A 25,122-nucleotide genomic window follows, 5' to 3' on the forward strand; every position below is an offset into this window, starting at 1 on the left:
GGCCCTGACCGCTCATGCGGTGTTCGTTTGTCGCCTGAGCGGGGTCCTTCGTGGTCACGCTTCGCTGCCGCCTCCGGCCCTGACCGCTCATGCGTTGACCGTCCGCGCGACCTTGTCGTTGGACCCGATCCGGCCGTCGCGCAGCGTGATCACCCGGTCGCAGTAGGTCACCGCGCCCATGTCGTGGGTCACCATCACCACCGAACTGCCGGCTCCGGCGATCTCACCGAGCAATTCGAGGATGGCGGCGCCGGTCTTGGAGTCGAGGTTGCCGGTGGGCTCGTCGGCCAGGATCAGCGGCGGGTCCATGATCAGCGCCCGCGCCACCGCCACTCGCTGCATCTGCCCGCCGGACAATTCGGCGGGACGGTGTTCGGCCCGCTCGGCGAGCCCGACCCGGTCGAGCAATTCCAGAGCGCGCGGCTTGGCCTTGCGCAAACCCGTGCCGTCCAGCAATTTCGGTATCGCCACGTTCTCCCACGCCGAGAGTGTGGGCAGCAAATTGAAGAACTGGAACACGAAACCGACCTGGTGGCGCCGGAATGCCGACTGCTGTTCCTCGTCCAGCGCGCCGATCTCCTCGCCCCGGAACCGGATCGAGCCCGCGTCGGGACTGTCCAGCGCGCCGAGCAAATGCAACAGAGTGCTCTTGCCGGAACCGGAGGGCCCGATGATCGAGGTGAATTCCCCCGTCTCGATACGCAATCCGACGTCGTCGAGCGCACGGACCGCCTGGCCGCCGACCCGATACTCCTTCGTCACTCCCGATAGTTCCAGCATCGCCGGTTCCGGCATCGTTGTCCCCCGCTCCGTACGGTCGATCAATTCTTCGTTCCTCATCGCGCGTTACCGCGCCATGGCCTCCGACGCGAGTTTGCGGCGACGATACTGCGCGTCGAGCACCGCGCGCAGCACCGGCTGCTCGGCCGACAGTTCCAGATAGGCCTCCATCGCCGTCAGCCCTTGGTCGAGTTTCGCGGCGAAATGCAGGTTCCACCGGTAGCGCAGCGTGAGCAGGAGCCCCTCCGCGCCACCGAACAGCCGATCCAGGTCATCGAACCCCTCGAACAGGTCGGGATCGGCCGGGTCGAGCGCCGCGCGGGTGAGCACCGTGTGCACGATGTCGGTTCGAGCGTGCTGATCCGTCCAGGACATGGCCATCGCCTTCCTCTGTGAACTCTCGCCCACGCTACGGACGCGAGGGTCTTGTTGTCGTCGTGCCAGGGACCCGAATATGTCTCCGCCCACGGTAGGAGCGTCGGCCCGCTCGCGGGACGATGTACCGGCCCGGATGCGGCGGCTAGCCTTACAGAATGGGTTCGACCGGCGTAGCCGAAGCACCGCCCGGTGCCCCTCGCGCGGGCCGCGCGCGGGCCTCGATGCGGCGTGTCCGGGAGCGGTGCGCCGAGTTCGCGCGCGATCCGATCGCGGCGTTCCGGCGCAGCGTCGAGGAGCTGCCCTACGACTATCCGCCGTCGGTCATCGTCAGCGTCGATATCGCGGTCTTCGCCGTGGCGGTCGCGGCGGCGGTGCAGCGGCACAGCTACTTCCCGACCCCGCTCCCGATCATCGCGGTCCTGTTGACCTGTGCCTTCGGTCCGTTGCACGCGTTGCTCGGCGTGCTGCCGCGCCCGCTGCTGCTCGGCGTGCTGGCCATGGCGGCCGAGGCGCTGTTCCTCGCCCAACCGGTCGCGGCCGACTTCGCTCCGTTCGTCCTGGTGGCCGCCGCGGGGGAGATCGCGGCGATCGCGCCGAAACGGGTGAGCATCCCGGTCACGGTCGCGATGATGCTGCAACTGGTCGCCTTCGACGCGATCGGCCACGTCCCGGAGGGGTTGCCCACCTACCTGGTCGGCATCGCGTTCGGCTGGATGGCCGGGCTGATGCTGCAATATCAGCGCCGCTTCCTCTACCAGGAACGCGGCTACCAGGACATCCGCGCGGCGCAGGCCGCCGACGAGGAGCGCCACCGGATCGCCAGGGAAGTGCACGACGTGATCGCGCACTCGCTGAGCGTCACGCTGCTGCATCTCACCGCAGCCCGGCACGCGTTGCAGACCGACCGCGACGTGGACGAAGCCGTGGAAGCGCTGACCGATGCCGAGCGGCTCGGACGGCAGGCGATGGCCGACATCCGCCGCACCGTGGGCCTGCTCGACGCGCGACCTTGGAAGCAGGTCCCGGAACCGGGCGTGGAGGACATCGAGGACTTGGTCGGCGATTTCGTGCGGGCGGGCCTGGACCTGCGTTACGACCGCGACGGCGATGTGGGCGCGGTGTCGCCCGCGGTCGGGCTCGCGCTGTACCGGATCTGCCAGGAGTCGCTGGCGAACGTCGTCAAGCACGCGCACGGCGCGTCCGCCAGAGTCCTGCTCGCGGTGGACGCGACGATGGTGACCCTCACGGTGGACAACACGGTGCCCGGCGGACTGCCCGGCCACCGCGGCGCGGGCATGGGGCTTTCCGGCATGCGCCAGCGCGCCGAAGTGCTCGGCGGCCGCATGACCGCCGGCCCGTCGGACCGCGGCTGGTCGGTGCGCGCCGGTATTCCGCTCGCGCCCGGCCGGGGCGAACCGTCGTGTCCGGTGCTGCCCGGGTCGACGACGAACGGACGGGAGGGTTCGTGAGCGAGCGTCGGCGAGTGGTCCGGGAATGCGGCGTGTCGTCGTCGCGCACGGTCGAGCGGGGCGTGGGTGAGGTGGTTGTGCGTGAGCGTCGGCGGGTGAGCCGAGGATGCGGTGTGCCGTCGCGCACGGAAGAGCCGGGCGTCGGCGAGGTTCGGTCGTGAGCCTGACCTCGCCCGCGAGTGGCGAAGATGCCGTGACGGTGCTGGTGGTGGACGACCAGGAACTCGTGCGCGGCGGGCTGCGGCGAATCCTGCGCAGGCGGGACGGATTCGTGGTCAGCGAGTGCGCCGACGGCGACGAGGTCCCGGCCGCCGTGGCCCAGGCCCGCCCCGACGTGGTGCTGATGGACCTGCGGATGAAACGGGTCGGCGGCATCGACGCGACCAGGATGCTGCGGGCGCGCGACGGTGCTCCGCCGGTTCTCGTGCTCACCACCTTCGACGACGATCAGCTGCTGTCCGGGGCGCTGCGCGCGGGCGCGGCCGGATTCATCCTGAAGGACTCGCCCGCCGAGGACCTCATCCGCGCGGTGCGGATGGTCGCGGGCGGCGGAGCCTGGCTCGACCCCGCGGTGACCGGCCGCGTGCTGTCGGCCTATCGCACGGTGCGCCCGGTGCGCACCGACACCGATGCCCGCCTGTCCGACCTGACCGCCCGCGAGTACGAGGTGCTCGAACTGATCGGGCGCGGCCGGGTGAACGCGGAGATCGCTCGCGAGCTCGGCATCTCGGAAGTGACCGTGAAAAGTCATGTGGGACATATCTTCGGAAAGCTCGAACTCCGGGATCGCGCCGCGGCGATCGTGTTCGCGTTTGACCACGGGGTGGTGACACCCGGAGAATCCACTCTGTGACGGGTGGGCTCCGGTCGCGTACCGCGTGATCTCGGTGTGCGATCCCCGCCCGGGATGCGGAGGATGACGGGTGCAGGAACCTGGGCCGAGAACCGGCACGCGTTTCGGGCCGTACGAACTGCGGTCGCTGCTGGGCAAGGGGGGAATGGGGGAGGTCTACGAGGCATACGACACGGTCAAGGACCGCGCGGTCGCGGTCAAGCTGCTGTCGGAAGAACTCGCCAAAGACCCGATGTACCAGTTGCGTTTCCGGCGCGAATCGCAGGCCGCCGCCCGGCTGGCCGAACCGCATGTCATCCCGATCCACGACTGGGGCGTGATCGACGGCGTGCTGTTCATCGACATGCGGCTGGTCCGGGGCGCCGACCTGCGCACCATGTTGCGCGGTCAGGGCGCGCTGAGCCCCGCCCGCGCCGTCGGCATCATCGAGCAGATCGCCTCCGCCCTGGACGCCGCGCACGCGAGCAATCTGGTGCACCGCGACGTGAAACCGGCGAACATTCTGGTCACCGACGCGGATTTCGCGTATCTCGCCGATTTCGGCATCGCGCACACCGAGGGCGACAGCGCGGTGACCTTGGTCGGCATGGCGGTCGGCTCCTATATCTACATGGCCCCGGAACGCTTCGACGTCGGACCGGTGACCGGCCGCGCCGACGTCTACTCGCTGGCCTGCGTGCTGCACGAATGCCTGACCGGAGCGACGCCGTTCCCGTCGGCCAGCATGAACGTGCTGATCAAGTCGCACATGTCCGATCCGCCGCCGCGGCCGAGCGCACAGGTCGCCGGCATTCCCGCCGCGTTGGACGAGGTGGTGAGCCGCGGTATGGCCAAGGACCCGGCCGACCGCTTCCCGACCGCGACCGCGTTGGCCAGGGCGGCGCGCGCCGCGCTCACCTCGGCGCCCGCCACCGGTCCGATGCTGGTGGTGCGGGCACCCGACCGGTCCCAGCGCCCCGGTGCGGCGGCCGCGCCGGAATCGACGGGCGAACTCTCGCTTCCCGCGGTGATCCATCCGAGCGCGCCGACGGTGATCCGGCCGGCGGAATTCCAGTTCACGCCGCTTCCGCCCGCGGAAACGAGCCCGCCCCCCTCGGGGCCGCGAGCGCCGTTGACGCCGGAGGTGGAATTGCCTCCGATGCGCCCCTTCCCGGACGCGCACCTTTACCCGGAAACCCAGGCATATCTGGAATCCGCGGGATACCCGCAGGCACCGGAGCATCCGGCCCCGCCGACGCAGGTGCATCCGCAGAATTTCGCCGATCCGGCCGCACAGGACTACTTCGATCCTGGGCAGGCCTACCCGGGACAGCCGGAGGGCTTCGCGCAGGCCGATCCCGACGCCACGCGAAGTTATGCGGAACCGACTGGCGATCGGGCGTATTCCGATGTGCGCCCGCAGCCGTACGCGGGACAGGCGGACCACGCGCAGGCCGAGTTCGATGCCATGCGGAGATTCGCGGAACCGACTGCAATTCGGGCGTATTCCGATGTGCCGCCGCAGCCGTACGCGGCACAGGCGGATGACTTCGCGCAGGTCGATCCGGCTGTCACGCGAAGCTATGCGGCACCGACCGAGGTGCAGGCGTATTCCGATGTGCCGTCACAGCCGTACGCGGCACAGGCGGATGACTTCGCGCAGGCCGATCCGGCTGCCACGCGAAGCTATGCGGCACCGACCGAGGTTCGGGCGTACTCCGATGTGCCGCCGCAGGCATACTCCCAGGCGCCTGGTTACGCCTTCGCCGAGGGGCCGCATCCGGGAGTCGAGAACTACCCGGAGACCACGCCCTCTCCGGGTCTAGGACCCGGCTCCGTCGCCCCGCAGGGCACGTCCGGTTATCTTCCCGCACCGGACGCGGCGCCGACCCAGTATCTGGAACCGGCAGGGCAGGACGGCTACGCGGCGCGTACCGACTATCCGCCGCCCGGTGACTACCCCGCGCGCACCGGCCATCCGGTGGGCCGCGACGAGCCGGAGTACGGCTACGACGATTACGACGAGTCCGATTACTCCTCGTCGCGTGCGGGTCGCTCGATAGCGCTGCCCATCATGGTGGCCGTCTTCGCCATCGTCGCGCTGACCGTCGGCGGCGCGATCGCCTGGCAGTCGTTCGGCTCCGGCGAGGTCGAGCCGACCTCCGCCGCCGCCCTTTCCGAGGCGCCCGCGCCTGCCGCGCGGCCCAGCACCCAGGCGCCGACCCGCACGTCGTCCTCGCCCGCGACGTCCACCTCGGCGAAGACGACTCCGGTGACGCTGCCTCCCGGCGCGAAACCGTGCGGCCAGGGGCAAGCCGCCTCCGGGACGTTCACCCAGTCGGCGACGGGTACCCCGGTGACCAGTTGCGCGTTCGCGGAAGCGGTGCGCAGCGCCTATGCCGCGAACGGTGCGGCGCAGAACGCGACTCGCGACGCACCGCGCACGGTCGTCGCGACCAGTCCGGTCACCGGCCGGTCCTACACCATGAACTGCCTGCCCGAGGGGCCGCTCGTCACTTGCAGCGGCGGGGAGAACGCGGTCGTCTACGTCTACTGACGGCTGCCCGAATGATGCCGTGTCGCCCGGAATGGGGGACCGGCTAGGGCACGGCCGGGGTTCCGCCCGCGACCACCGGCAGGCCCGCCGCCTTCCACGCCCGGAAACCGCCCACGAGGTCGGTCACCCGCCGCAGCCCGAGGCGCAACCCGTCGGCCGCCGCGAGACTCGAGGCGTAGCCCTCGTTGCACACGATCACCACGGGAGTGTCCGAGGTGAGGCTCGGTAGCCGGTGATCGCCGTTGGGATCCAAGCGCCACTCCAGGACGATCCGTTCGACCACCACCGCACCGGGTATCTCGCCCTCGGCGATCCGGTTCGCGTGCGGCCGGATGTCCACGATCAGTCCACCCCGGGACTGCACCGCGGCGGCCTGCTCCGGTGTCACCCGCTCCAGTCGCGCCCTGGCGCGCGCGACCATGTCCTCGGCGCCTGTACTCATCGTGCTCCCACTCCGCTCACCGACGTTCCTGCGAAGTCAACCAGCGTACGGTATTCGCGGACCGGTCGGAGCGGCGGCGAGTACGCGTGGACCGACGCGGCCGGCCACAGCTTGTCGTTGCGCAGCTGGTGCGCTCGATCGGGGCCGAAGCCGACCGTGTCGCCCGCTCGCCGTTCCGCCTTCCGGATCGAACCGCCGAGATGCAGATACTCCTCGCTGAGTTCCCCCACGGTCATGGTGAACGCACCGGAGGCGCCGCCGTGGTCGTGCGGTTCGGTGCCCTGTCCCGGCGCCCAGGACAGCAGCCACAACTCGACGCCCATGGTCAAGGCCAGGCGGGTCCACCAGCGCTGATCGGCATCGAATCGCACGATGTCCAGCAGCGGCGTCGCCAATTCGGCGGCCACCAGGCTGGTCAGCCGGTGTAGTTCCGCAGCCGACCACAGCGCCCGCTCCGGGTGGATGGCGTCTCGAACCAGCGGCACGTCGATGTCGGGATGGATGTCACGCGCGTGCTTGAGGTTCACCGGAAGGGAAGTGGTCACATGTGCTCCTGACGGGATCGGTCGGATGAGCGCTTCGCGGCTGCCGCGTGGATTCTGCGCCGTCGCGGTGCGTTTGACACCAATCACGATCAGCGCGAACAAAATTCGATCGATCGCGGTGAGGGCGCGGTCGTACGGCCCGGGGGCCGGCCGCCGCGGCGCCCGGCGAGCGCGGTTCGCTACCCGAACGCGGGCATCGGCGGGGATTCGGGGAACACGACGGGCAACGACACGAGGGCCCGGTGGAACGGACCCGGTCGCCAGGTCAGCTCCTCTGCCGGGACCGCGAGCCGTATCTCGGGCAGCGCGTCGAGGAGCTGGTCGATGGCGTCCTGCGCGATCAGGTAGGCCATCGATCGGGCGGGGCAGGCGTGCGGTCCGGCTCCCCAGGCGAGGTGCGCACGGCTGTCGGTGTACTCGCCGGTGTGGATCGCCGGGTCGTGGTTGCAACCGGCCATGCTGATCACGACCGGCTGGTGCGCGGGCAACCAGACGTCGTCGATCAGGATCGGTTGCTTCGGGTAGCTGAAGCAGTAGTTGGCCCCCGGCGGGTCGTCGAACAGCACCTCGTCGAGCGCGTCGCGGGTGGAAAGACTGCCGCCGAATATCCCGCCCGCGAACCGGCGGTCGGTGAGCATCAATCGCAAAGTGTTGGCGATCAGGTTCTGCTGGGGTTCGATGCCCGCCCCGTACAGGGTGACCAGCTGGTGGATCATCTCCATGTCGTCGAGCCCGGCGGGGTGGCGCAGCAATCGCGAGGTGATGTCGTCGGCCGGACTGCTCCGCTTCATCTGCACCAGGTCGTACAGCGCGTCGGCGAGCATCGCGTTGCCCTTGTCCGCGTTGACGCCTTCGAAGATGGCGGCCATGCCCGTCGCGACTTGCTGCCCGATCTCCGGCGGGCAGCCGAGCACCGAGTTGAGCACCGCGAACGTCAGCGGAAACGCGTACTGGCTGATCAGGTCCGCAGCGCCGTCCTGGCAGAAGGCATTGATCAGCGGGCCCGCGATCTGCTCGGTCGTCGAATGCAACGCGTGTAAATCCACTTCGCCGATACTCGCGACATTCACCTGCCGATAGCGCTGGTGCTCGAATCCGGTGCTGCGCAACGCGTTCGGTCGCCACTCCATCATCGGCAGGATCGGGCAACCCGCGGGAATGTCCTGCTGCCAAGTCCGCGGGTCCGCGGGAAAATGCACGGGGTCGTTGAGGATTCGCAACGCGGTGTAATAGCCGATCACCAACGTGGCGGGCACGTTCGGCGCAAGTTCGATCGGCACGAGCGAGCCGTATCGGTGGCGCATCTCCCGGTAGGCGCGATGGGGATCGGCGGCGAATGCCTCCGTATACAGCGGGAACCGGGGCCCGTCGGAATCGAGTGGCGAACCGTGCTGTACGGGGCAGCTTTTCGTGCTCTCGGAGGCGGATTGTGGGGACTGTGGCGTGGACAAAGGTGATGACTCCAGGGGAAGGCGCTTCACCGACGCGTGCTGTCACGCGGGTCGGCTACGCGCCGAGCAGGTGCATGTTTCGCGATGTGCTACGGGATCGTAAGCAGTTCCCGCCCGGTGGCGGGGTGGTTTGAGCCGCTCGATCCGTGAATGCGGAGCTATCCGCTGGGCACGCGGCGCGGTGATCGAGCCGCGGCTGCCGAATCAGGCCAGGGCGCGGCCGCCGGATCGCTTTGCCGAGCATGCCCCGGGGCCGCGCGAATCTCCGTTCGTCCGAGACGGAATCGCGGGCCGGTGACCGGCCGGGAACCGAACGGCCATTTCGCTCAGGTCGCTGATCGCACGCCACACCTTCTCCGGGGGGGCCGGCCTGCGTTCGAACCGTGCGGCTGTGATCAGGGCTGCGGCCACGACCGCAGGGCGATGTCCACGGTGCGGCGCAGATGAGTCGGCTTCGCGCCCGCGGCCGCCTGGACGGCGATTCCGTCGGAGATCGTAAGGAGATAACGGGCGAGATCGGCCGGTTTGCTGTCCCGTGGCAGGTCGCCGTCGGCGCGTGCCCGCTCCAAGCGCCGTCGCAGCGCCGCCTCGCCCGCGAGCCGGACCGCGATCGCGGCCTTGCGGCTGTGCTCCGCCTCCGGCCCGCATGCTTGCACGCTGCGCACCGAAAGGCAGCCGGGGCTGTCATGCCCGGTGGTGAGCCCGATCGCGCCTTGGAGGAAAGCGGTGGCGACCGCTCGAGCGGTCGGACGTGCGAGTGCCTCGGCGACGTAGTGCCCGGGACCGTCGGCGTAGCGTTGGAGGACGCGGTCGAACAGCTCGGCTTTGCTGCCGAAAGCGGCGTACAGGCTCGGACGGTTGATGCCCATCGCCGCGGTGAGATCCGACAGCGCGGCGCCCTCGTAGCCGTACCTCCAGAACACCTCCAGCGCTCGATCCAGCGCGCTGTCGATGTCGAAGCCGCGCGGCCGGCCTCCGGGCATGGACACCTCCCAGTTTCTTACCTGTCGGTACTGTACTGGGTGCCGCCGTGGAGTCTCCGCGGTTGCCGGGGCGGCGGGCGGCTCGCGCCACGGTCCCGCTTCGATGACGCGGAGTCACAGCACTGTGACCTGCTGGCGCAAGCCGGTTTCCGCCGCCGCGGCGACGGCGTCGAGCAGGCGGCGCTGGCGCAGGCCGACGGTGAAGTCGGGGTGGGCGGACCTGCCCTCGACGATGGCGGTGGCGGTCTCGCGGTAGACGCCCGCCACGTGCGCGATCGGGCCCGCGGGCAGTGTGGAGGGCAGTCCGCGGTAGTGATCAGGGATCTGGAGGTCGCTGACCGCTCCCTCGTTGCCGCGAAGTTCGACGCGCCAATCCGCCCAGTGTGGATACATCCCGGACTGGACCGGAGTGATGGTCAGGGTTCCCTGCGTGCCGCGAATGTAGAGCGCGAATCCGTGCGGTGCGTCCGCGTGTCCGCCGTGCACGGTCACCGCGACGACGGCGCCGCTTGCCAGGCGGCCGACCACGGCCAATTGCCCGGGCTGCCGATTCGGGACCGTGCGGCCGGTCCCCAGCACGGTCAGCTCGTCGTGCAGTGTGGCGAGGACGGCGGATACTTCGGTGAGTTCACCGGCCAGGTGTTCGAGCACCCCGAGCACATGCCCGGCCATGATGGTCAGCAGGCCACTGCCCTTGCCGGGATCGGTGGTCCAGGCGAGTTCGGGCCGAATCGAGCTGCCGCCGAACGGATCTCCGGCGGCGATGAGGGTGATCGCGGAAACGGCGCCGATCCGGTCCGCCGCGAGCAGGTCCCTGACGTAGTTCACCGAAGGCGAGTGGTAGCCCTGGAGCACCACGGCGTGCACCACGCCCGCCGCCACCGCCGCGCTGGTCAGTTCGGTGGCCTCGGCGGCACTCGTGCCCATCGGCCACTCGCAGAGGACGTGTTTTCCGGCGGCGAGCGCCGCGCGCACCACCTCCCCGTGCCCCGGCGACTTGACCGCCGCCACAACCAGATCCACCTCCGGATGTGCCGCCAGCTGCGCCGCGTCGGTGAACGCGTGCCGGGCGCCGGTGGCCTCGGCTGCCGCGTCGGCCGAGGCGCGGTTCGTCGTCGCCACCGCCGTGACGCGGAATTCGGGCAGCTGCGCCAGCGCGGGTAGATGGGCCGCGGCGGCCCAGCTGCCGGTGGGATTCGCGCCGACGATGCCGACGCCAAGCGGGGCGGTGATGCGAGCGGTCACGCACACTCCTAGTTCTGTACCGTTTGGTAATAAACTAGGCGGCGCACGACGCTTGGGCAATAGGTAAAGTACCGATCGGTAAGAAACTTCCGGCTGCTGTGAGCGACCGGTCTGGCGTGGGTCCGGGTAGCGCAGAGGTTGCTACGCGATTGCGCGTCCGACGGCGTGGAGTTCGCGCCGCATGGTGACGGCACGTCCTCGGGTGGTGGCGCCGCCGAGCTGGGCCCGCCCGTCGTCATCGGCGCGATGTCGACCGCCGCCGAAGCCGTTCGAGCGGTGTCGCCGCCGAGTCGGACTCACCCGTCGTCATCGGCGGTTCGGTGTGTGTCGGCCGTCCGATCTCGGGTTCGAGGGTGCGTGCCGGTAGTAGCGCGGGCTCGCGGATGGGTCCGAGGCATCTCGTCGTGAACCTCCGAACGCGCTCCCCGAAAGTCGGACCATCGAATACCGTGTCGCGGCACCCGATAGATCCTGCGGTAATACTCCGATGCTATTGAGCGGAACCGGTGTGCGGCGCTCGGTCCGGCAGTGCGGGTGGCGGTCAGGAGTTTTCGGCGAACTGGGGCGTAATCAATTCATCTAGTACGTTCTCCGGGATAACGAGAAGCAGTTCTCGGGTGAGGTCGCGGCGAGCAGCGCCGCTGCCGACCCCGGCCGCTCGGCGACATCGGGCGGGTAGGTGGAGGTGTCCATGCTTGTTGACCACGCCGTCGTCACCTGGCGGGGCCACAAGGATCAGCCGACCCGTGGCCGCGCCCCCGCCGTCGCGGCCGACGGCCGACGAGCCGGGCAAGTACGGTATCGGGACGCCGGACCAGCGGTGCAGCCCGGCGGAGCTCGCGAAAAGAATGTGTCGAGAATGTCTATTGATCTATTCCGCAGAACTCGAACCGTCCTGGGTTGTGCGGCGCTTGTCGTATCTCTGGTAGCCGGATGTGGAACCAACCGCGCGGAAGATCCGGCGTCGACCGAACCCAGCATCACCGAGGCCGCGGCGCGTACCGACCAGAAGGGCTTGTCGCTCATCGTGCCGGGCACCCTGGCCGCGAGCTACGCCGAACTGGCGGCGGGTGTGCGCGGGAAGCTCGGCATGGCCATCATGCCGGTCGGCGGCGAGCAGGCGGTCACCTTCGGCGAATGGACCAGCGGCCCGGCCTGGTCGACGATGAAGGTCCCGCTGACCATCGCCGCGCTCCGGCGCAGTTCGAGCAGCTCCAGCTACGCCGCGTCGGCGGCGATCACGCAGTCCGACAATGCCGCCGCCGACGCGCTCTGGCAGTCGCTGGGCACCGCGCAGGAGGCGGCGCAGGCTGTGCAGGCGGTGTTGCGCGAGGGCGGTGACAACAGGACCGTCGTACCCGCGACCCGTGCCCGTGCCGAGCATTCGGCCTTCGGGCAGGCGGAATGGTCACTGACCGACCAGGTGCGGTTCGCCTCGCGGCTGCCCTGTCTGCCCCAGGCCGAGCGCGTGACCTCGCTGATGGAACAGGTCATAGCAAGCCAGCGCTGGGGTCTCGGCGAGTTCGGCGGCGCCGAGTTCAAGGGCGGCTGGGGGCCGGACACCTCGGGCGCCTATCTCGTGCGCCAGTTCGGGGTCATCGCCATCCCCTCGGGCAAGATCGCGATCGCGATCGCGGTGCAGCCCGAGTCCGGATCGTTCAGCGACGGCATGAATATCCTGGACAAACTGGCCACGGTCGTCTCCGAGCATCTCGACGAGCTGGCCGGGGGGCGCTGCCCGGCCGCATGAGGCCATCCGTCCAGGTCAGTGTTACACGCCGTTCACGGGGGCGGGGCTGCCGAGATCGGACATGAAGGGCAAGATAGCGGCCATGCGCATCGGAGTTCTGACCGGAGGCGGAGACTGCCCAGGACTGAACGCGGTCATCCGCGCCATCGTTCGTACCGCGAACGGCCGCTACGGAGACGCGATCGTCGGCTTCGAGGACGGTTGGCGCGGTCTATTGGAGGATCGCAAGATCCAGATCCGCAATGACGACCGCACCGACCGGATCCTCACCAAGGGCGGCACCATCCTCGGCACCGCCCGGACCAACCCCGACGTGCTGCGCGCAGGCCTGGGCCGGATCAAACAGACCCTGGACGACAACGGCATCGAAGCGCTGATCCCGATCGGCGGCGAGGGCACGCTGACGGCCGCGAGCTGGCTGTCCGACGAGGGCGTGCCGGTGGTCGGCGTGCCGAAGACCATCGACAACGACATCGACTGCACCGACGTCACTTTCGGCCACGACACCGCGCTGAACATCGCCACCGAGGCGATCGACCGGCTGCACACCACCGCCGAGTCGCACCAGCGCGTCATGCTCATCGAGGTGATGGGCCGGCACGCGGGCTGGATCGCGATCGGCGCGGGCATGGCGGCGGGCGCGCACCTGACTCTGGTGCCCGAGGTCCCGTTCGAGGTGGACGAGGTGTGCGCGATGATCAAGCGGCGCTTCCAGCGCGGCGACAAACACTTCATCTGCGTGGTCGCCGAGGGGTCGCACCCGGCGCCGGACTCCGGATTCACCCTGCGCGAGGGCGGTATCGACGAGTTCGGCCACGAGCGGTTCACCGGCGTCGCCCAGCAGTTGGGCGTGGAGATCGAGCGGCGCATCGGCAAAGAGGTACGCACCACCGTGCTCGGCCACGTGCAGCGCGGCGGCAGCCCCACGCCTTACGACCGGGTGCTGGCCACCCGCTTCGGCCTGCACGCGGCCGAGGCGGTGCACGCGGGCAAGTTCGGTCAGATGGTCGCGCTGCACGGCACCAGCATCGACCTGGTTCCGCTGTCGGAGGCCACCAAGCAGCTCAAGCGGGTGCCGCCGGAACGCCACCGCGAGGCGGAGGCGTTTTTTGGGTGAGCCGCAGCCGTCTCGGCCGCCGTCGGAGGTCGGTACCGTCGAGCTGAAGCGACGGTTTGCTCGCTTCGCCCGTGCGGATACCAGCGCCGAGGAACGCGCACAGGTGGATGGGGTCTTCGGGGAAGACCGGCTCGATGATGCCCCCGAGGGGTGCTGATCTTCTTCGGCGCGTCCGTGCACGTGCCGGGATACCCTGGCCGGTATGGCCGAACTCCCTGTGCACGACCTGCCGGATACCGCCGTCGACGTCCTGCGCCGCCGGGCGCGTGCGGCTGGGATACCGCTGCCGCGATACCTCGGGCGTGAGCTGGTCGCGCTGGCGCTGCGCCGCACCGCGGACGACACGGTCGTCGAATTCCTGGAATCCGAAGGGCGCGACCTGGCGCCGGAGATCGACGCAGACGCCGTAGCGCTCGTGCGGAGCTACGACCTGCCGATCGAGACTCTCGACGTGCTGGGCAGGCGCGCTCGCTCCGCTGGACTGCCGCTGGGAGAGTACGTGCGCCGCGAACTGATCCGGCTCGCTAGGCAGTCCACCGTCGAGGATGCGTTGCTGGAATTCCGTGAGCTGCAGGAGCGGGAGCCGGGCCTGCGCCTGGACATGGCGGAGATCGCCGCGGCGGTGCGGTATGCGCGCGGCGAATAGCGGGGGACGGTCCGGATCGTCGGTACTGTGAGTCGCATGCGCAGTGGGCGACTGATCGCGTTGGCTCTGTTCGTCATCGCGGCTTTGGTGGCAGGGTGTTCGGAGTCGAATCCGCCCGAGCCGACCACCGGTGACTGGCACGGTGCCATCGAGGTTCCCGGTCAGCCCCTGCTAGTCGGAGTGAGCTTCCGCGACGACGGAACGGCCACCATCGACATCCCCTTGCAGGGCGTGAGCGGCACGCAGCTGAAGGACGTCAGCACCGACCGCAACGGTGTGTCGTTCGCGATCCCCGATATCCCGGGCGACCCGGTGTTCCGTGGCGAGTACGAGTCCGGAAACGACCGGATCACCGGCGATTTCACCCAGGCGGGCCAGAGCTTCCGGCTCACGCTGAGCCGAGGCAAGGTGACGCCGCCCGCCCGCCCCCAGGAACCGAAGCCGCCGTTCCCGTACCAGACCGAGGACGTCACCTACCGCGCCGGTGACCTCACCATCGCGGGCACACTGACCGAACCGCAGGGGCCGGGCCCGTTCCCCGCCATCCTCATGATCTCCGGAAGCGGCCCCCAGGACCGCAACGAAGACCTCATGGGCCACAAGCCGTTCCTGCTGCTGGCCGACACCTTCACCCGCGCGGGCTACGCCGTGCTGCGCACCGACGACCGGGGCGTCGGCGGCACCGGCGGCAAACTGGACGACGCGAATTACGCCGACCTGGCCGAGGACGCCGCCGCGGGTGTCCGCTTCCTGCGCGCCCGCCCGGATGTCGACCCGGCCCGGGTCGGGCTCTTCGGGCACAGCGAAGGCGGCTACCTCGCACCGCTGGTCGCCGCGCGCCCCGACAGCGGCGTCGCGTTCGCCGTCCTGATGGCCGGGCCCGGCGTCCCCGGTGCGGATGTGCTCATCGAGCAGACCCGCTTGCTCGCCGCCGCGAACGGCACTCCTCCGGACCAGGTGGAGACCCGGGTACGCGACACCACCGAACTGGCCGCCCTGCTGAAAGCGGGTGACCTGGACGGCGCTCGGCAATTGGCTATCCGGCAGAACCAGTCGCTGCCCGCCGACCAGCGCGTGCCCGACGACCAGGCGGCCGCCCAGATCACGCCGTATCTGGCCGCCCTGGTCGCTTACGATCCGGCGCCCGCCCTCGCCGCCCTGCGCGTTCCGGTGCTCGCGTTCTTCGGCGGCAAGGATCTCCAGGTGCCCCCCGCGCAGAGCGAGCAGCCGATGCGCGACCATCTCGCCGCCGATCCCGATGCGACCGTCCACGTCTTCCCGGGGCTCAACCATCTGATGCAGCCCACCGAGACCGGCCGTCCCAGCGAGTACAGCACCATCGAGACGACCATCGCCCCCGAGGTGCTCGACTACGTCACCGGCTGGCTGCGTCAGCGGGTCCCGGTGAAGTAGCGCGCCGCCGCACGACGCGAGAGCCGCTGCGCTGCGGCGGGAGCGTTTACCTAAACTGATGGCCATGAGCGCACCCACGGTCGACCTGATGGATTACTCGGATGTCCTCGCCCGGTTCGAGCCGGTGCTCGGCATGGAGGTCCACGTCGAGCTGAACACCGCGACCAAGATGTTCTGCGGTTGCCCGACCGAGTTCGGCGCCGAGCCGAACACCCAGGTGTGCCCGGTGTGCCTCGGTCTGCCGGGCTCGCTGCCGGTGGTGAACCAGAAGGCCGTCGAGTCCGCGATCCGGATCGGGCTGGCGCTGAACTGTTCGATCACCCCGTGGGGCCGGTTCGCGCGCAAGAACTACTTCTACCCCGATCAGCCGAAGAACTATCAGATCAGCCAGTACGACGAGCCGATCGCCACGAACGGGCACCTGGACGTGCTGCTCGACGACGGCAGCACCTTCCGCGTCGACATCGAGCGCGCGCACATGGAGGAGGACACCGGCAAGTCGGTGCACGTCGGCGGCGCGACCGGCCGCATCCACGGCGCCAGCCACTCCCTGCTGGACTACAACCGGGCGGGCGTGCCGTTGATCGAGATCGTCACCAAGCCGATCACCGGCGCGGGGGAGCGGGCGCCGGAGGTGGCGCGGGCCTACGTGACGGCGCTGCGGGATCTGCTGAAGTCGCTCGGCGTCTCCGACGTGAAAATGGAGCAGGGCTCGCTGCGCTGCGACGCGAACGTCTCCCTGATGCCGGTCGGCGCAACCGAATTCGGCACCCGCACCGAGACCAAGAACGTCAACTCGCTGCGCAGCGTCGAGGTCGCGGTGCGCTACGAGATGCGCAGGCAGGCGGCGGTGCTGGCGAGCGGCGGCACGATCGTGCAGGAGACCCGCCACTTCCACGAGACCGACGGCACCACCTCGCCCGGCCGCCGTAAGGAGACCGCCGAGGACTACCGCTACTTCCCCGAGCCCGACCTCGAGCCGGTCGCGCCCGACGCGGAGTGGGTGGAGCGGTTGCGCGACACCATCCCCGAGTACCCCTGGCTGCGCCGCGCGCGCATCCAGTCCGACTGGGGCCTGTCCGACGAGGTGATGCGCGACCTGGTCAACGCGGGTGCGCTGGACCTGATCATCGCCACCGTCGACGCAGGCGCCCCGGCCAACGAGGCGCGCTCCTGGTGGGTCGCCTACCTCACCGAGAAGGCCAAGGAGCGCGAGGTCGCGCTGGACGAGCTGCCGATCACCCCGGCCCAGGTCGCCGAGGTGATCAAGCTGGTCGACGCGAAGACGATCAACAACAAGGTGGCCAAGCAGGTCGTCGACCACGTGCTGGCCGGCGAGGGCGACCCGGCGCAGATCGTTGAAGCCAAGGGCCTCGGCATGGTCAGCGACGACAGCGCCTTGCAGTCGGAGGTGGAGAAGGCCCTGGCCGCCAACCCCGACATCGCCGACAAGATCCGCTCCGGCAAGGTGCAGGCGGCGGGCAAGATCGTCGGCGATGTCATGAAGGCGACCCGGGGGCAGGCCGACGCGGCCCGCGTCCGGGAGCTCGTGCTCGCTGCTTGCAGCTGACTCTCTATCGGGGTCGATCGATCCGGATGGAGGTGTAGGGCGTGCTCGAGGTCGGCGGCGTGGTGTAGCGGGCGTTCGGCAGGTACAGGTGCTCGCCGAACTCGGCCACGGTCGTCGGTACGTCGAAACGCGGGTCGGTGACGCGTCGTTCGATCGTGCCCGTCGTGCCCGCGGGATCGAGCGCGACCACGGCGATCGCGTTGGACCGGTTCTGGACGACGAACAATGTGCTGCCGCACAACAGCAGTCCGTCGCCGTCGGGCAGCGACTCGGCGCCGAGATCGATCCGCCGCGTCGTACCGGTCGCCGGGTCGACACGGAACAACCGGCCGGTCACCGACTGCATGATGATCAGCCCGGTACCGTCCGGCGTGCGCACGATTCCGTTGGCGTTGATCGCTCCGGGCTGGTAGCGGATGTCGCCGGTCAGCGGGCGACGCACCACCGCCGTGGGTGGCGGCAGGGTAGCGTCGTCGCCGATGGGCAGGTGGTACAGCACGGGCGTCCGTGAGTCGGTGAACCACGCGCCCGCGGGCGTGAATATCACGTCGTTGACGAACGTGTGTGGCGGCGTCGCGAGCCGGTAGTTCGCCTGCACCGCGCCGGTGCGGGTGTCGATGACGCGGGCGTCGCCTCCGGTGCCTCCGGCGACGAACAGCCGGTCGCGGTGGTCGATCCGCATCCCCAGTGCCGGGGTACCCGGCCCTGGGCTCAGGATGTCGCCTCGACCGGTCACCAGGTCGGCGCGGTAGATGGAGCCGTCTGTCCGCGAACCGAAGTAGGCCACCGGTCGCGATCCGATCGCGATGCCCTCCGGCTGGAATCCGGCGGGCAGGTCGATGGTGGTGCGAACCGGGCGGTGTGCCGCTGTTCGGTCGGTGGATACCAGCGCGGTAGCGCCGAGACAGGCCAGTGCGGCCGAGATCACGAGGACTCGCCTCATCCCATCGTCCCTCCGTCCCCGGGACTGCCGATCGCGGATGGCGTCCGGCGGTCCCGGAGTCCGCGCTCAGTAGCCGACAGTGAAATGCCTGCTCTCGCCTGGGTTCTCGAGTTAGTCCAGGACGGCCACGGCGAAGTCTTCCGCCGAGATCCGGGACGCGCCGTCGGCGCCGGTGATCAGGGTGGTGGTGCCGCGTCGATACGTGCCGGTGCGCTGTCCGGGTTCGAGGAGGGCGGGCGGGCTGAGATAGACCCAGTCGGCCGGATGCGCTCGGCAGGTTTCCCATTGCGTGACGCTGGCGGCGGCGATCGGGCGGATCGCGGGCGGTACGTACTCCGGACTGTCGAGGACCAGCCGATCGGGACGCTCCGGATTCCGGAGCGGGGCAGCGCCGCCGACCACGAGGATGCGGGTCCGGGTAGCCGTGGCCGCGTCCAGCAGGGCCGTCGTCGTTTCCGTGACGGTGTGTTCCTGGCCGGAGCCCGGGCGGGTCGCGGCCACGATCGCGTCGGTGCCGTGGAACAGGTCACCCATCCGAGCGGGGTCGTTCGCGTCGCCCTCGACCGCGGTCACCCCGGGAGGCAGAACGGTCGGCGGCTGTTTCCGGAACACGGCGACAACCTCATGGCCCCGGCTCGAGGCTTCGCCGACGACGCGGGAGCCGACCATGCCGTTTGCTCCGATGACGGTGATCTTCATTTCAGTACCCCTTCGGGTGTCGAGACGATGTGGGATGAGCGGCTGGGCGCGGGAAGCTGTCCCGCGACGATCGCGGCCAGCGCGAGCCCGAACCCGGCGAGCTGGATCGGGCCGAGCGTCTGGCCGAGCAGGATCGCGCCGAGAACCGCGGCGACCAGCGGCGATAGCAGGACGAGAACCGCGACCGAGGTGACCGGCAGTGTCCCGATCCCGCGGAACCAGAGGACATAGGCGAGCAGGCCGCCGACCAGACCCAGCCAGAGGTAGCCGAGGGCAGCGGGCGGGTCGATCGCGGGAGGCGAACCCTCGACAAGGAACGTGAGAGGCAGCAGGAACAGGCCTCCCGCGGTGAGTTGCCAGCCGGCGAAAGCGGTGGGGCTCGCCTCGGTGGGCCGTCCCCACTTCTTCGTCAGCGTCAGGCCCAGCGCCATCGACGCCGCGGCGGCGAGGCCGGCCACGATCCCCGCGAGGTCGAGGGTCGCATGCGGCCCGATCACCACCATGCCGACGCCGACGACGCCTACCGCGCCCCAGACCAGACGCCACGCCGACGGGCTCTCGTGCAGGACCACCACGGCCAGGACGGCCACGACGAGCGGCTGGGCCGCCGCCAACGTCGCGGCCACCCCGCCCGGCAGGCGTTCGGCGGCGAGGAACAGCAGCGGGAACAGCAGCCCGATGTTGAGCACGCCCAGCACCGCGGCTTTGCCCCACCAGGCTCCCCTCGGCAGGGTCCGCGTGAACGCCAGCGCGAGCACACCCGCGGGCAACGCACGCAGGAGCCCTGCGAAAAGCGGGTGCCCCGGGGGAAGGAGTTCGGTGGTGACGACATATGTCGTGCCCCAGGACACGGGAGCGAGCGCCGTCAGGACGGTGCGAGGGAGACTTCCGTCTCTGCCGGAGATCCGCTGTGCTGCTGAACTTTCCACGTGAGCAGTCTCGCCCGTGCCTATCAATGAGTCCAACACATGTTTGTCACATCATTGATCGCGATACATGATTGATTCATGGAGCTTCAGCAGATGCGGTACGTCCTCGCCGTCGCCGAGACGAACAGCTTCACCCGGGCCGCCGAACGATGCCTGGTGGTGCAGTCCGCGCTGAGTCACCAGATCGCCCGCCTGGAACGGGAATTGGGCGCGCGACTGTTCGAGCGCACGAGCCGCCGGGTGCGTTTGACACCGGCCGGTGCGGCGTTCCTCCCGGCCGCCCGCCAATGCCTGGACGCCGCCGAGCGCGCGGCCGCCGAGGTCGCCGCGGCGGTCGGCGAGGTACGCGGAAGGCTCGCCGTCGGCCTGATCCCCACCGTCGCGGCGGTCGACATCCCGGAGGCGCTGCGTGATTTCCGGCAGCGGTACCCGCACGTGCGCATCAGCCTGCGGGTGGGCGCGAGCGAGGAACTCGTCGAGCGCGTCACGCAGGGAGCCCTCGACGTGGCTTTCCTGGGACTGCCGACCACTGCGCGACCACGAGGCGTCGCCGCCCATGAACTCGCCCGTGACCGGCTCGTCGCCGTGGTCGCACCCGACCATCCCCTCGCCGGTGCGCCCACGGTCGATTTGCGCAGACTCTCCTCTGAGGTGTTCGTAGACCTTCCGGCCGGAACAGCCGGACGTCTGCAATCCGACCAGGCCTTCGCGGCCGCCGGTCTGGACCGCGACGTCGCCTTCGAAGTGACCAGCGCCGACTACATCGCTCGACTGGTCCGCCCCGGCCTCGCCGTAGCCATGCTGCCCTCCGCCTACGCGCCGCAACTCGAGGGCGTTGTCACCATCGAGGTCTCCGACGCCCCGGCCCGCGTCGAATACATCATCTGGAGCCGCAGCCGCCCACCAGCGGCCACCGCCTTCCTCACCGTCCTCGGCGTCCCGGTAGAGCGTGACGACTCCTGACAATCGCCGAGGAATCGGGCTGCGTCCGATGGCTCGGACCGGCAGCATGGCAGGGTGCCGGATCTGTTGTGGAGCGACGTCGAAACCTTCACCCCCACCAGCTCAACCACCGGTTCCGAGCGAAGCGAGACCGAGCATGCGCCGTTCGCGGCCCGGTTCGCGTCCGAGTGGCCGCCGCGTCCGCGACGAAGTCGCCAGCGGCGGTCGCTCGGACGCGAACCATCAAGGGGCCGCGAACATGCCGCGACGAAGTCGCGGCCGGACAAACACAGCGGCCGGACAAACACCGCTCAGTCCGGTCCGCCGCCGCCGGCCTGCGGTGGCGGGATGCGGACGACGCGGTCGTCGAACGGGCCGGGCTGGCCGTCGGTCTTGTTCACCGTGGTCACCCAGATGGTGCCGTCGGCGCCGACCGCCGCCCCGCCGAGCTGCCCGTACTTGTCCTGCGCCATCAGGGTCGGCGCCGCGGTGACCGCGTGTGTGTTGGGGTCGGCGGCGGCGATGGCGAGGGCCTTCGCGCGGGTCAGCGAGATCGCGACACCGTCGGTCGCCGCGGCGCAGCCCGCGACGCCGGGCCGGTCCGGCCAGGTCCACGTGGTCGTGACCACGCCGTCGTCGCCGAGCCGTTGCAGCCGGTCCTCGGCGGGGGTGCGGTCGGTGATCCAGATGCTGTCCTTGCTGTCCCGGCACACGTCCCCCGCGGTGCCGATGCCCGAGACGGCGATTTCCGGCGCGGGCGTACGGCCGGGCACCGGAGACTTCACGCGCAGCAGTTTGCCCGCGAGCGAGCCCGCCGAGGCTGCCGCGCCGGGGTTGCCCGCGTCGCCGGTCAGCACCAGCATCTGATCGGGCGCGGCGAAGTCGATCGCGCCGTGATTCCCGGTGGCGCCCTTCGGGATACCGGTGAGGACGTCCTTGGGGGAGCCGCCTTCGGCGATGCGGACCACCCGGTTGTCGCTGCCGGTGGTGATGTAGGCGTACATCAGGCCGTCTTCGTGGTAGGTGGGCGACAGCGCGATGTCGCTGAGGCCGCCGTCGCCGGAGCCGTCCACGTCCAGCTTGGCGATCTCGACCGGCGGCTGCTCCGGAGCCACCTTCATGATCCGCCCGGTCCTGCGCTCGGCCACCAGCGCGCCGTCGGCGAGCGTGACCAGGCCGCCGGTGGTGTCCAGGCAGGTGGCGACCACCGCCGGGTCCGGGTCGATGCACGGGCCGCTCGGCCGGGTGGTCGAGGTGGGCGACTGGCTCGGTTTCTTCGGGTCGATGTTGGCTCCGCGCAGGGTCGGTTCCGGGGTGAACGGACTGGACGCCGAATCGTCGAACCGGGCGCACCCGACCAGCAGGACGGAGCCGAGCGCCAAGCTCGCCGCGACGCGGCCCACGACAACCAAACTCATAGCTCAGACGTTACGGAAATACCGTTGCCCGCGCCCCCTCCGGGTGCGTGTTGCGCGCACACTGACACGCCGTGCGGTACTTGCCCGCCGTGGCACGGCGCGGCATAGGGTATTGGCCGTGACCGACAAGCCGAAAGACACGCCGGAATCCAAGGCCGGGGAGGCCACTGCCGCTACGGCCGAGCAGTCGGCGGTGTCGTCCACCGGTCGAGGGGTGACCAGCCCGTACGACTCGCCGACCGAGCAATTCGCGCGGGTGGATGAGGCCCAGCGTCCGCAGATGTCCAAGGACGTTCCGCGCACCGATGACGAACTCGGGCTCGACCCGGAGGTGCCGACCACCGCCGAGAGCAAAGCCGCCGGGGGCAAGGGGTCCACCTACGAGTACGCCAGCATCCCGCCCGCCCCCACTCCGCCGAACGATACCGGCCGCCTGCGCAGGCGCACCGGCGAGACCAGGCGCGGCACACTCGATCTCGGTTTGTTGCTGTTGCGCTGGGTGGTCGGCGGCACCTTCCTGTACCACGGTCTGCAGAAGCTCACCGGTTGGTTCCACGGCCCCGGCCTGGACGGCACCCGCGACATGATGGAGCGCGGCGGCTGGGATCACCCGAGCGTGTCCGCCATGCTGGTCACGGCGGGCGAGGTGGGCGGCGGCGCGCTGCTGATCCTCGGGCTGGCCACCCCGCTGGCCGCGGGCGCGGTGCTCGCGGTGATCCTCGACGCGTGGGCCTGGAAGCAGGGGATGGCCCCGGGGTTCCAGTACAAAGCCGGGCCGGGCGCTGTGGAGTTGGAGAGCATCCTCGCCGGCGCCGCCGCCGCGATCATCCTGACCGGTCCGGGCCGCTTGTCCTTCGACCGCAACCGGGGTTGGGCCGTTCGCCCCGCCGCAGGGTCCTTCGTCGTCCTTCTCCTCGCCGTGGCGGCCGCGGTCGGCGCCTACTGGTACCTGCACGGCGGCAACCCGCTCACCGGCATCGGCCCCTTCGACTGAGCCCGGACGGACAAAGGCCCCTTCGCCCCGCAATGGGACGAGGGGGCCTTCGCGTTCGGTCGGCCGCGAGACGCGGGAGCTACGGCACGTGCCGCACGGCGCCCTTGTCCGCCGAGGTGGCCATGGCGGCGTAGGCGCGCAGCGCGGTCGTCACCGGACGATCGCGGTTGACCGGCTGCCAGGGCCGTTCGGAGGCTTCCATCTTCGCGCGGCGCTCGGCGAGGACGGCGTCGTCGACGAGGACCTCGAGCGTGCGGGTGGCCACGTCGATGCGGATCTGGTCGCCGTTCTCCACCAGGCCGATGACACCGCCGCTGGCCGCCTCGGGCGAGATGTGCCCGATCGACAGGCCCGAGGTGCCGCCGGAGAACCGGCCGTCGGTGATCAGCGCGCACTGCTTGCCGAGCCCGGAACCCTTCAGGAACGCGGTCGGGTGCAGCATCTCCTGCATGCCCGGGCCGCCCGCGGGGCCTTCGTAGCGGACCACGATCACGTCGCCGGGCTTGATCTTCTTGCCGAGGATGACCGACACGGCCTCCTCCTGAGAGTCCACCACCACCGCTGGCCCCTGGAAGGTGAACAGTTCCTCATCGATGCCCGCTGTCTTGAGCACCGCGCCGTCGGGCGCGATGTTGCCGCGCAGCACGACGAGGCCGCCTTCGGTGGTGTAGGCGTGCTCGAGGTCGCGGATGCAGCCGCCCTCGGCGTCGGTGTCCAGCGACGACCAGCGGTTGTCGGTGGAGAAGGGCTCGGTGGTGCGCACCCCGCCCGGCGCGGCGTGGAAGAGTTCGATGGCTTCCTGGGAAGCCTTGCCGGAACGGATGTCCCAGGTGTCGAGCCATTCATCGAAGCTCGCGGTGTGCACGGTGGTGACGTCGGTCTCCAGCAGGCCCGCGCGGCGCAATTCGCCGAGGATGGCGGGGATGCCGCCCGCGCGGTGCACGTCCTCCATGTGGTAGTCGGAGTTCGGCGACACCTTCGACAGGGTGGGCACCCGGCGGCTGGTCTCCTCGATGGTGTGCAGATCGAAGTCGATCTCACCTTCCTGCGCGGCGGCCAGGGTGTGCAGCACGGTGTTGGTCGAGCCGCCCATCGCGACGTCCAGCGCCATCGCGTTGCGGAAAGCCTTGGCGTTGGCGACGTTGCGCGGCAGCACGGACGCGTCGTCCTCGCGGTACCAGCGGTTGGCGATGTCGACCACGACGGTGCCGGCCCGCTCGAACAGCGCCCGGCGCGCGGCATGCGTGGCGAGGGTGGAGCCGTTGCCGGGCAGCGCGAGGCCGAGCGCCTCGGTGAGGCAGTTCATCGAGTTCGCGGTGAACATGCCCGAGCACGAGCCGCAGGTCGGGCACGCCGACCGCTCCACCTCCGACAGCCCCTCCTCCGACACCGCCTGGTTCGCGCTCGCGGAGATCGCCGTGATCAGGTCGGTGGGCGCCTGCGCGACGCCGCCCACGACCACCGCCTTGCCCGCCTCCATCGGCCCGCCGGAGACGAACACCGCCGGAATGTTCAGCCGCATGGCCGCATTGAGCATGCCCGGGGTGATCTTGTCGCAGTTGGAGATGCAGACCAGCGCGTCGGCGGTGTGCGCGTTCACCATGTATTCGACGGAGTCGGCGATGATCTCGCGCGAGGGCAGCGAGTAGAGCATGCCGCCGTGGCCCATGGCGATGCCGTCGTCGACGGCGATGGTGTGGAATTCGCGCGGCACGCCGCCGGCGGCGCGCACCGCGTCGGCCACGATGTCGCCGACGTTCTTCAGGTGCACGTGACCGGGCACGAACTGGGTGTAGGAGTTCGCGATGGCGACGATCGGCTTGCCGAAGTCGGTGTCGGTCATGCCGGTGGCGCGCCAGAGTGCGCGTGCGCCTGCGGCATTGCGGCCGATGGTCGTGGTTCGTGAACGAAGCGGTGGCATGTGGATGGTCCTCGGGTCGCGGGGGCTGACGTGCGACGGCGCAGAGCCTGCTCGGCGGTCCACCACGTTACTCCCGGTGGGCGTGTCCACCGGTCGGT

Annotated in this window: 22 protein-coding genes; 10 read left to right on the forward strand and 12 right to left on the reverse strand. The window is 69.9% G+C overall.

The window, feature by feature from the left end; all coding sequences use genetic code 11:
* Positions 1-87: 87 nt before the first annotated feature.
* Both ACGF7Y_RS01655 and ACGF7Y_RS01660 read right to left on the reverse strand, forming a co-directional pair.
* Positions 88-795 (reverse strand): ABC transporter ATP-binding protein, encoded by a 708-nt coding sequence (locus ACGF7Y_RS01655; RefSeq protein ID WP_393228239.1) that lies wholly within the window; start codon positions 793-795, stop codon positions 88-90.
* A 51-nt stretch (positions 796-846) separates the two neighbouring features.
* Positions 847-1,155 carry a hypothetical protein gene (locus ACGF7Y_RS01660; protein WP_062969959.1) on the reverse strand — a complete coding sequence of 103 codons (309 nt, stop codon included), beginning with the start codon at positions 1,153-1,155 and terminating at the stop codon, positions 847-849.
* 158 nt (positions 1,156-1,313) lie between these two features.
* Between ACGF7Y_RS01660 and ACGF7Y_RS01665 the strand changes: the two genes are divergently transcribed.
* The 3 genes from ACGF7Y_RS01665 to ACGF7Y_RS01675 all read left to right on the forward strand — a co-directional run bounded on the left by ACGF7Y_RS01665 (position 1,314) and on the right by ACGF7Y_RS01675 (position 6,016).
* Positions 1,314-2,627, forward strand: a complete 1,314-nt coding sequence (locus tag ACGF7Y_RS01665) for a sensor histidine kinase (protein WP_393228242.1) — start codon at positions 1,314-1,316, stop codon at positions 2,625-2,627.
* Positions 2,628-2,826: 199 nt separating this feature from the next.
* Positions 2,827-3,480, forward strand: a complete 654-nt coding sequence (locus tag ACGF7Y_RS01670) for a response regulator (RefSeq protein ID WP_393230854.1) — start codon at positions 2,827-2,829, stop codon at positions 3,478-3,480.
* A 70-nt stretch (positions 3,481-3,550) separates the two neighbouring features.
* Positions 3,551-6,016, forward strand: coding sequence for a protein kinase (locus tag ACGF7Y_RS01675; protein WP_393228243.1), 2,466 nt, complete (start codon positions 3,551-3,553; stop codon positions 6,014-6,016).
* Positions 6,017-6,059: 43 nt separating this feature from the next.
* On the opposite strand, the gene ACGF7Y_RS01680 is transcribed toward ACGF7Y_RS01675, so the two are convergent.
* From ACGF7Y_RS01680 to ACGF7Y_RS01700, 5 genes are all read right to left on the reverse strand, one after another.
* A complete protein-coding gene (locus tag ACGF7Y_RS01680; RefSeq protein WP_062969921.1) occupies positions 6,060-6,458 on the reverse strand; it encodes a rhodanese-like domain-containing protein in 399 nt (132 codons plus the stop codon).
* Positions 6,455-7,003, reverse strand: coding sequence for a cysteine dioxygenase (locus ACGF7Y_RS01685; RefSeq protein ID WP_393228245.1), 549 nt, complete (start codon positions 7,001-7,003; stop codon positions 6,455-6,457). Before ACGF7Y_RS01685 ends, ACGF7Y_RS01680 begins: the two co-directional genes overlap by 4 nt.
* 179 nt (positions 7,004-7,182) lie before the next feature.
* A complete protein-coding gene (locus tag ACGF7Y_RS01690; protein WP_393228247.1) occupies positions 7,183-8,283 on the reverse strand; it encodes a cytochrome P450 in 1,101 nt (366 codons plus the stop codon).
* A 566-nt stretch (positions 8,284-8,849) separates the two neighbouring features.
* A complete protein-coding gene (locus tag ACGF7Y_RS01695; RefSeq protein ID WP_393228249.1) occupies positions 8,850-9,437 on the reverse strand; it encodes a TetR/AcrR family transcriptional regulator in 588 nt (195 codons plus the stop codon).
* A 114-nt stretch (positions 9,438-9,551) separates the two neighbouring features.
* The gene (locus ACGF7Y_RS01700) at positions 9,552-10,682 is read right to left on the reverse strand and encodes a Gfo/Idh/MocA family protein (RefSeq protein WP_393228251.1); all 1,131 of its coding nucleotides are present in this window, start codon (positions 10,680-10,682) and stop codon (positions 9,552-9,554) included.
* A gap of 691 nt (positions 10,683-11,373) precedes the next feature.
* Between ACGF7Y_RS01700 and ACGF7Y_RS01705 the strand changes: the two genes are divergently transcribed.
* The 5 genes from ACGF7Y_RS01705 to gatB all read left to right on the forward strand — a co-directional run bounded on the left by ACGF7Y_RS01705 (position 11,374) and on the right by gatB (position 17,178).
* Complete coding sequence (locus tag ACGF7Y_RS01705; protein WP_393228253.1) at positions 11,374-12,432, forward strand: hypothetical protein; 1,059 nt, start codon at positions 11,374-11,376, stop codon at positions 12,430-12,432.
* 82 nt (positions 12,433-12,514) lie between these two features.
* A complete protein-coding gene (locus ACGF7Y_RS01710; protein ID WP_062969957.1) occupies positions 12,515-13,549 on the forward strand; it encodes an ATP-dependent 6-phosphofructokinase in 1,035 nt (344 codons plus the stop codon).
* A gap of 202 nt (positions 13,550-13,751) precedes the next feature.
* Positions 13,752-14,195 (forward strand): hypothetical protein, encoded by a 444-nt coding sequence (locus ACGF7Y_RS01715; protein ID WP_393228255.1) that lies wholly within the window; start codon positions 13,752-13,754, stop codon positions 14,193-14,195.
* 36 nt (positions 14,196-14,231) lie between these two features.
* Positions 14,232-15,608 (forward strand): alpha/beta hydrolase family protein, encoded by a 1,377-nt coding sequence (locus tag ACGF7Y_RS01720; protein WP_393228257.1) that lies wholly within the window; start codon positions 14,232-14,234, stop codon positions 15,606-15,608.
* 64 nt (positions 15,609-15,672) lie between these two features.
* Positions 15,673-17,178 (forward strand): Asp-tRNA(Asn)/Glu-tRNA(Gln) amidotransferase subunit GatB, encoded by a 1,506-nt coding sequence (gene gatB, locus ACGF7Y_RS01725; RefSeq protein ID WP_357116497.1) that lies wholly within the window; start codon positions 15,673-15,675, stop codon positions 17,176-17,178.
* A 4-nt stretch (positions 17,179-17,182) separates the two neighbouring features.
* Here the strand turns inward: gatB and ACGF7Y_RS01730 are convergent, their stop codons facing one another.
* From ACGF7Y_RS01730 to ACGF7Y_RS01740, 3 genes are all read right to left on the reverse strand, one after another.
* Entirely contained in the window at positions 17,183-18,121 is a 939-nt protein-coding gene (locus ACGF7Y_RS01730) for an SMP-30/gluconolactonase/LRE family protein (RefSeq protein WP_393228259.1), read from the reverse strand.
* Positions 18,122-18,232: 111 nt separating this feature from the next.
* Complete coding sequence (locus ACGF7Y_RS01735; protein ID WP_393228261.1) at positions 18,233-18,820, reverse strand: NAD(P)-dependent oxidoreductase; 588 nt, start codon at positions 18,818-18,820, stop codon at positions 18,233-18,235.
* Entirely contained in the window at positions 18,817-19,749 is a 933-nt protein-coding gene (locus ACGF7Y_RS01740; protein ID WP_393228263.1) for an EamA family transporter, read from the reverse strand. Before ACGF7Y_RS01740 ends, ACGF7Y_RS01735 begins: the two co-directional genes overlap by 4 nt.
* Before the next feature lie 78 nt (positions 19,750-19,827).
* Here ACGF7Y_RS01740 and ACGF7Y_RS01745 point away from each other — a divergent pair, with 78 nt between their 5' ends.
* Positions 19,828-20,712, forward strand: a complete 885-nt coding sequence (locus ACGF7Y_RS01745; protein ID WP_393228265.1) for a LysR family transcriptional regulator — start codon at positions 19,828-19,830, stop codon at positions 20,710-20,712.
* Positions 20,713-21,002: 290 nt separating this feature from the next.
* Here the strand turns inward: ACGF7Y_RS01745 and ACGF7Y_RS01750 are convergent, their stop codons facing one another.
* Positions 21,003-22,109 (reverse strand): PQQ-dependent sugar dehydrogenase, encoded by a 1,107-nt coding sequence (locus tag ACGF7Y_RS01750; protein WP_063048540.1) that lies wholly within the window; start codon positions 22,107-22,109, stop codon positions 21,003-21,005.
* Positions 22,110-22,227: 118 nt separating this feature from the next.
* Here ACGF7Y_RS01750 and ACGF7Y_RS01755 point away from each other — a divergent pair, with 118 nt between their 5' ends.
* Complete coding sequence (locus ACGF7Y_RS01755; protein WP_051175411.1) at positions 22,228-23,103, forward strand: DoxX family protein; 876 nt, start codon at positions 22,228-22,230, stop codon at positions 23,101-23,103.
* A gap of 79 nt (positions 23,104-23,182) precedes the next feature.
* Here the strand turns inward: ACGF7Y_RS01755 and ilvD are convergent, their stop codons facing one another.
* Positions 23,183-25,024 carry a dihydroxy-acid dehydratase gene (gene ilvD / locus ACGF7Y_RS01760; RefSeq protein WP_357131689.1) on the reverse strand — a complete coding sequence of 614 codons (1,842 nt, stop codon included), beginning with the start codon at positions 25,022-25,024 and terminating at the stop codon, positions 23,183-23,185.
* Between the last annotated feature and the right edge of the window lie 98 nt (positions 25,025-25,122).

The sequence above is a fragment of the Nocardia sp. NPDC047654 genome (assembly GCF_043205035.1).
Taxonomy (GTDB): Bacteria; Actinomycetota; Actinomycetes; order Mycobacteriales; family Mycobacteriaceae; genus Nocardia.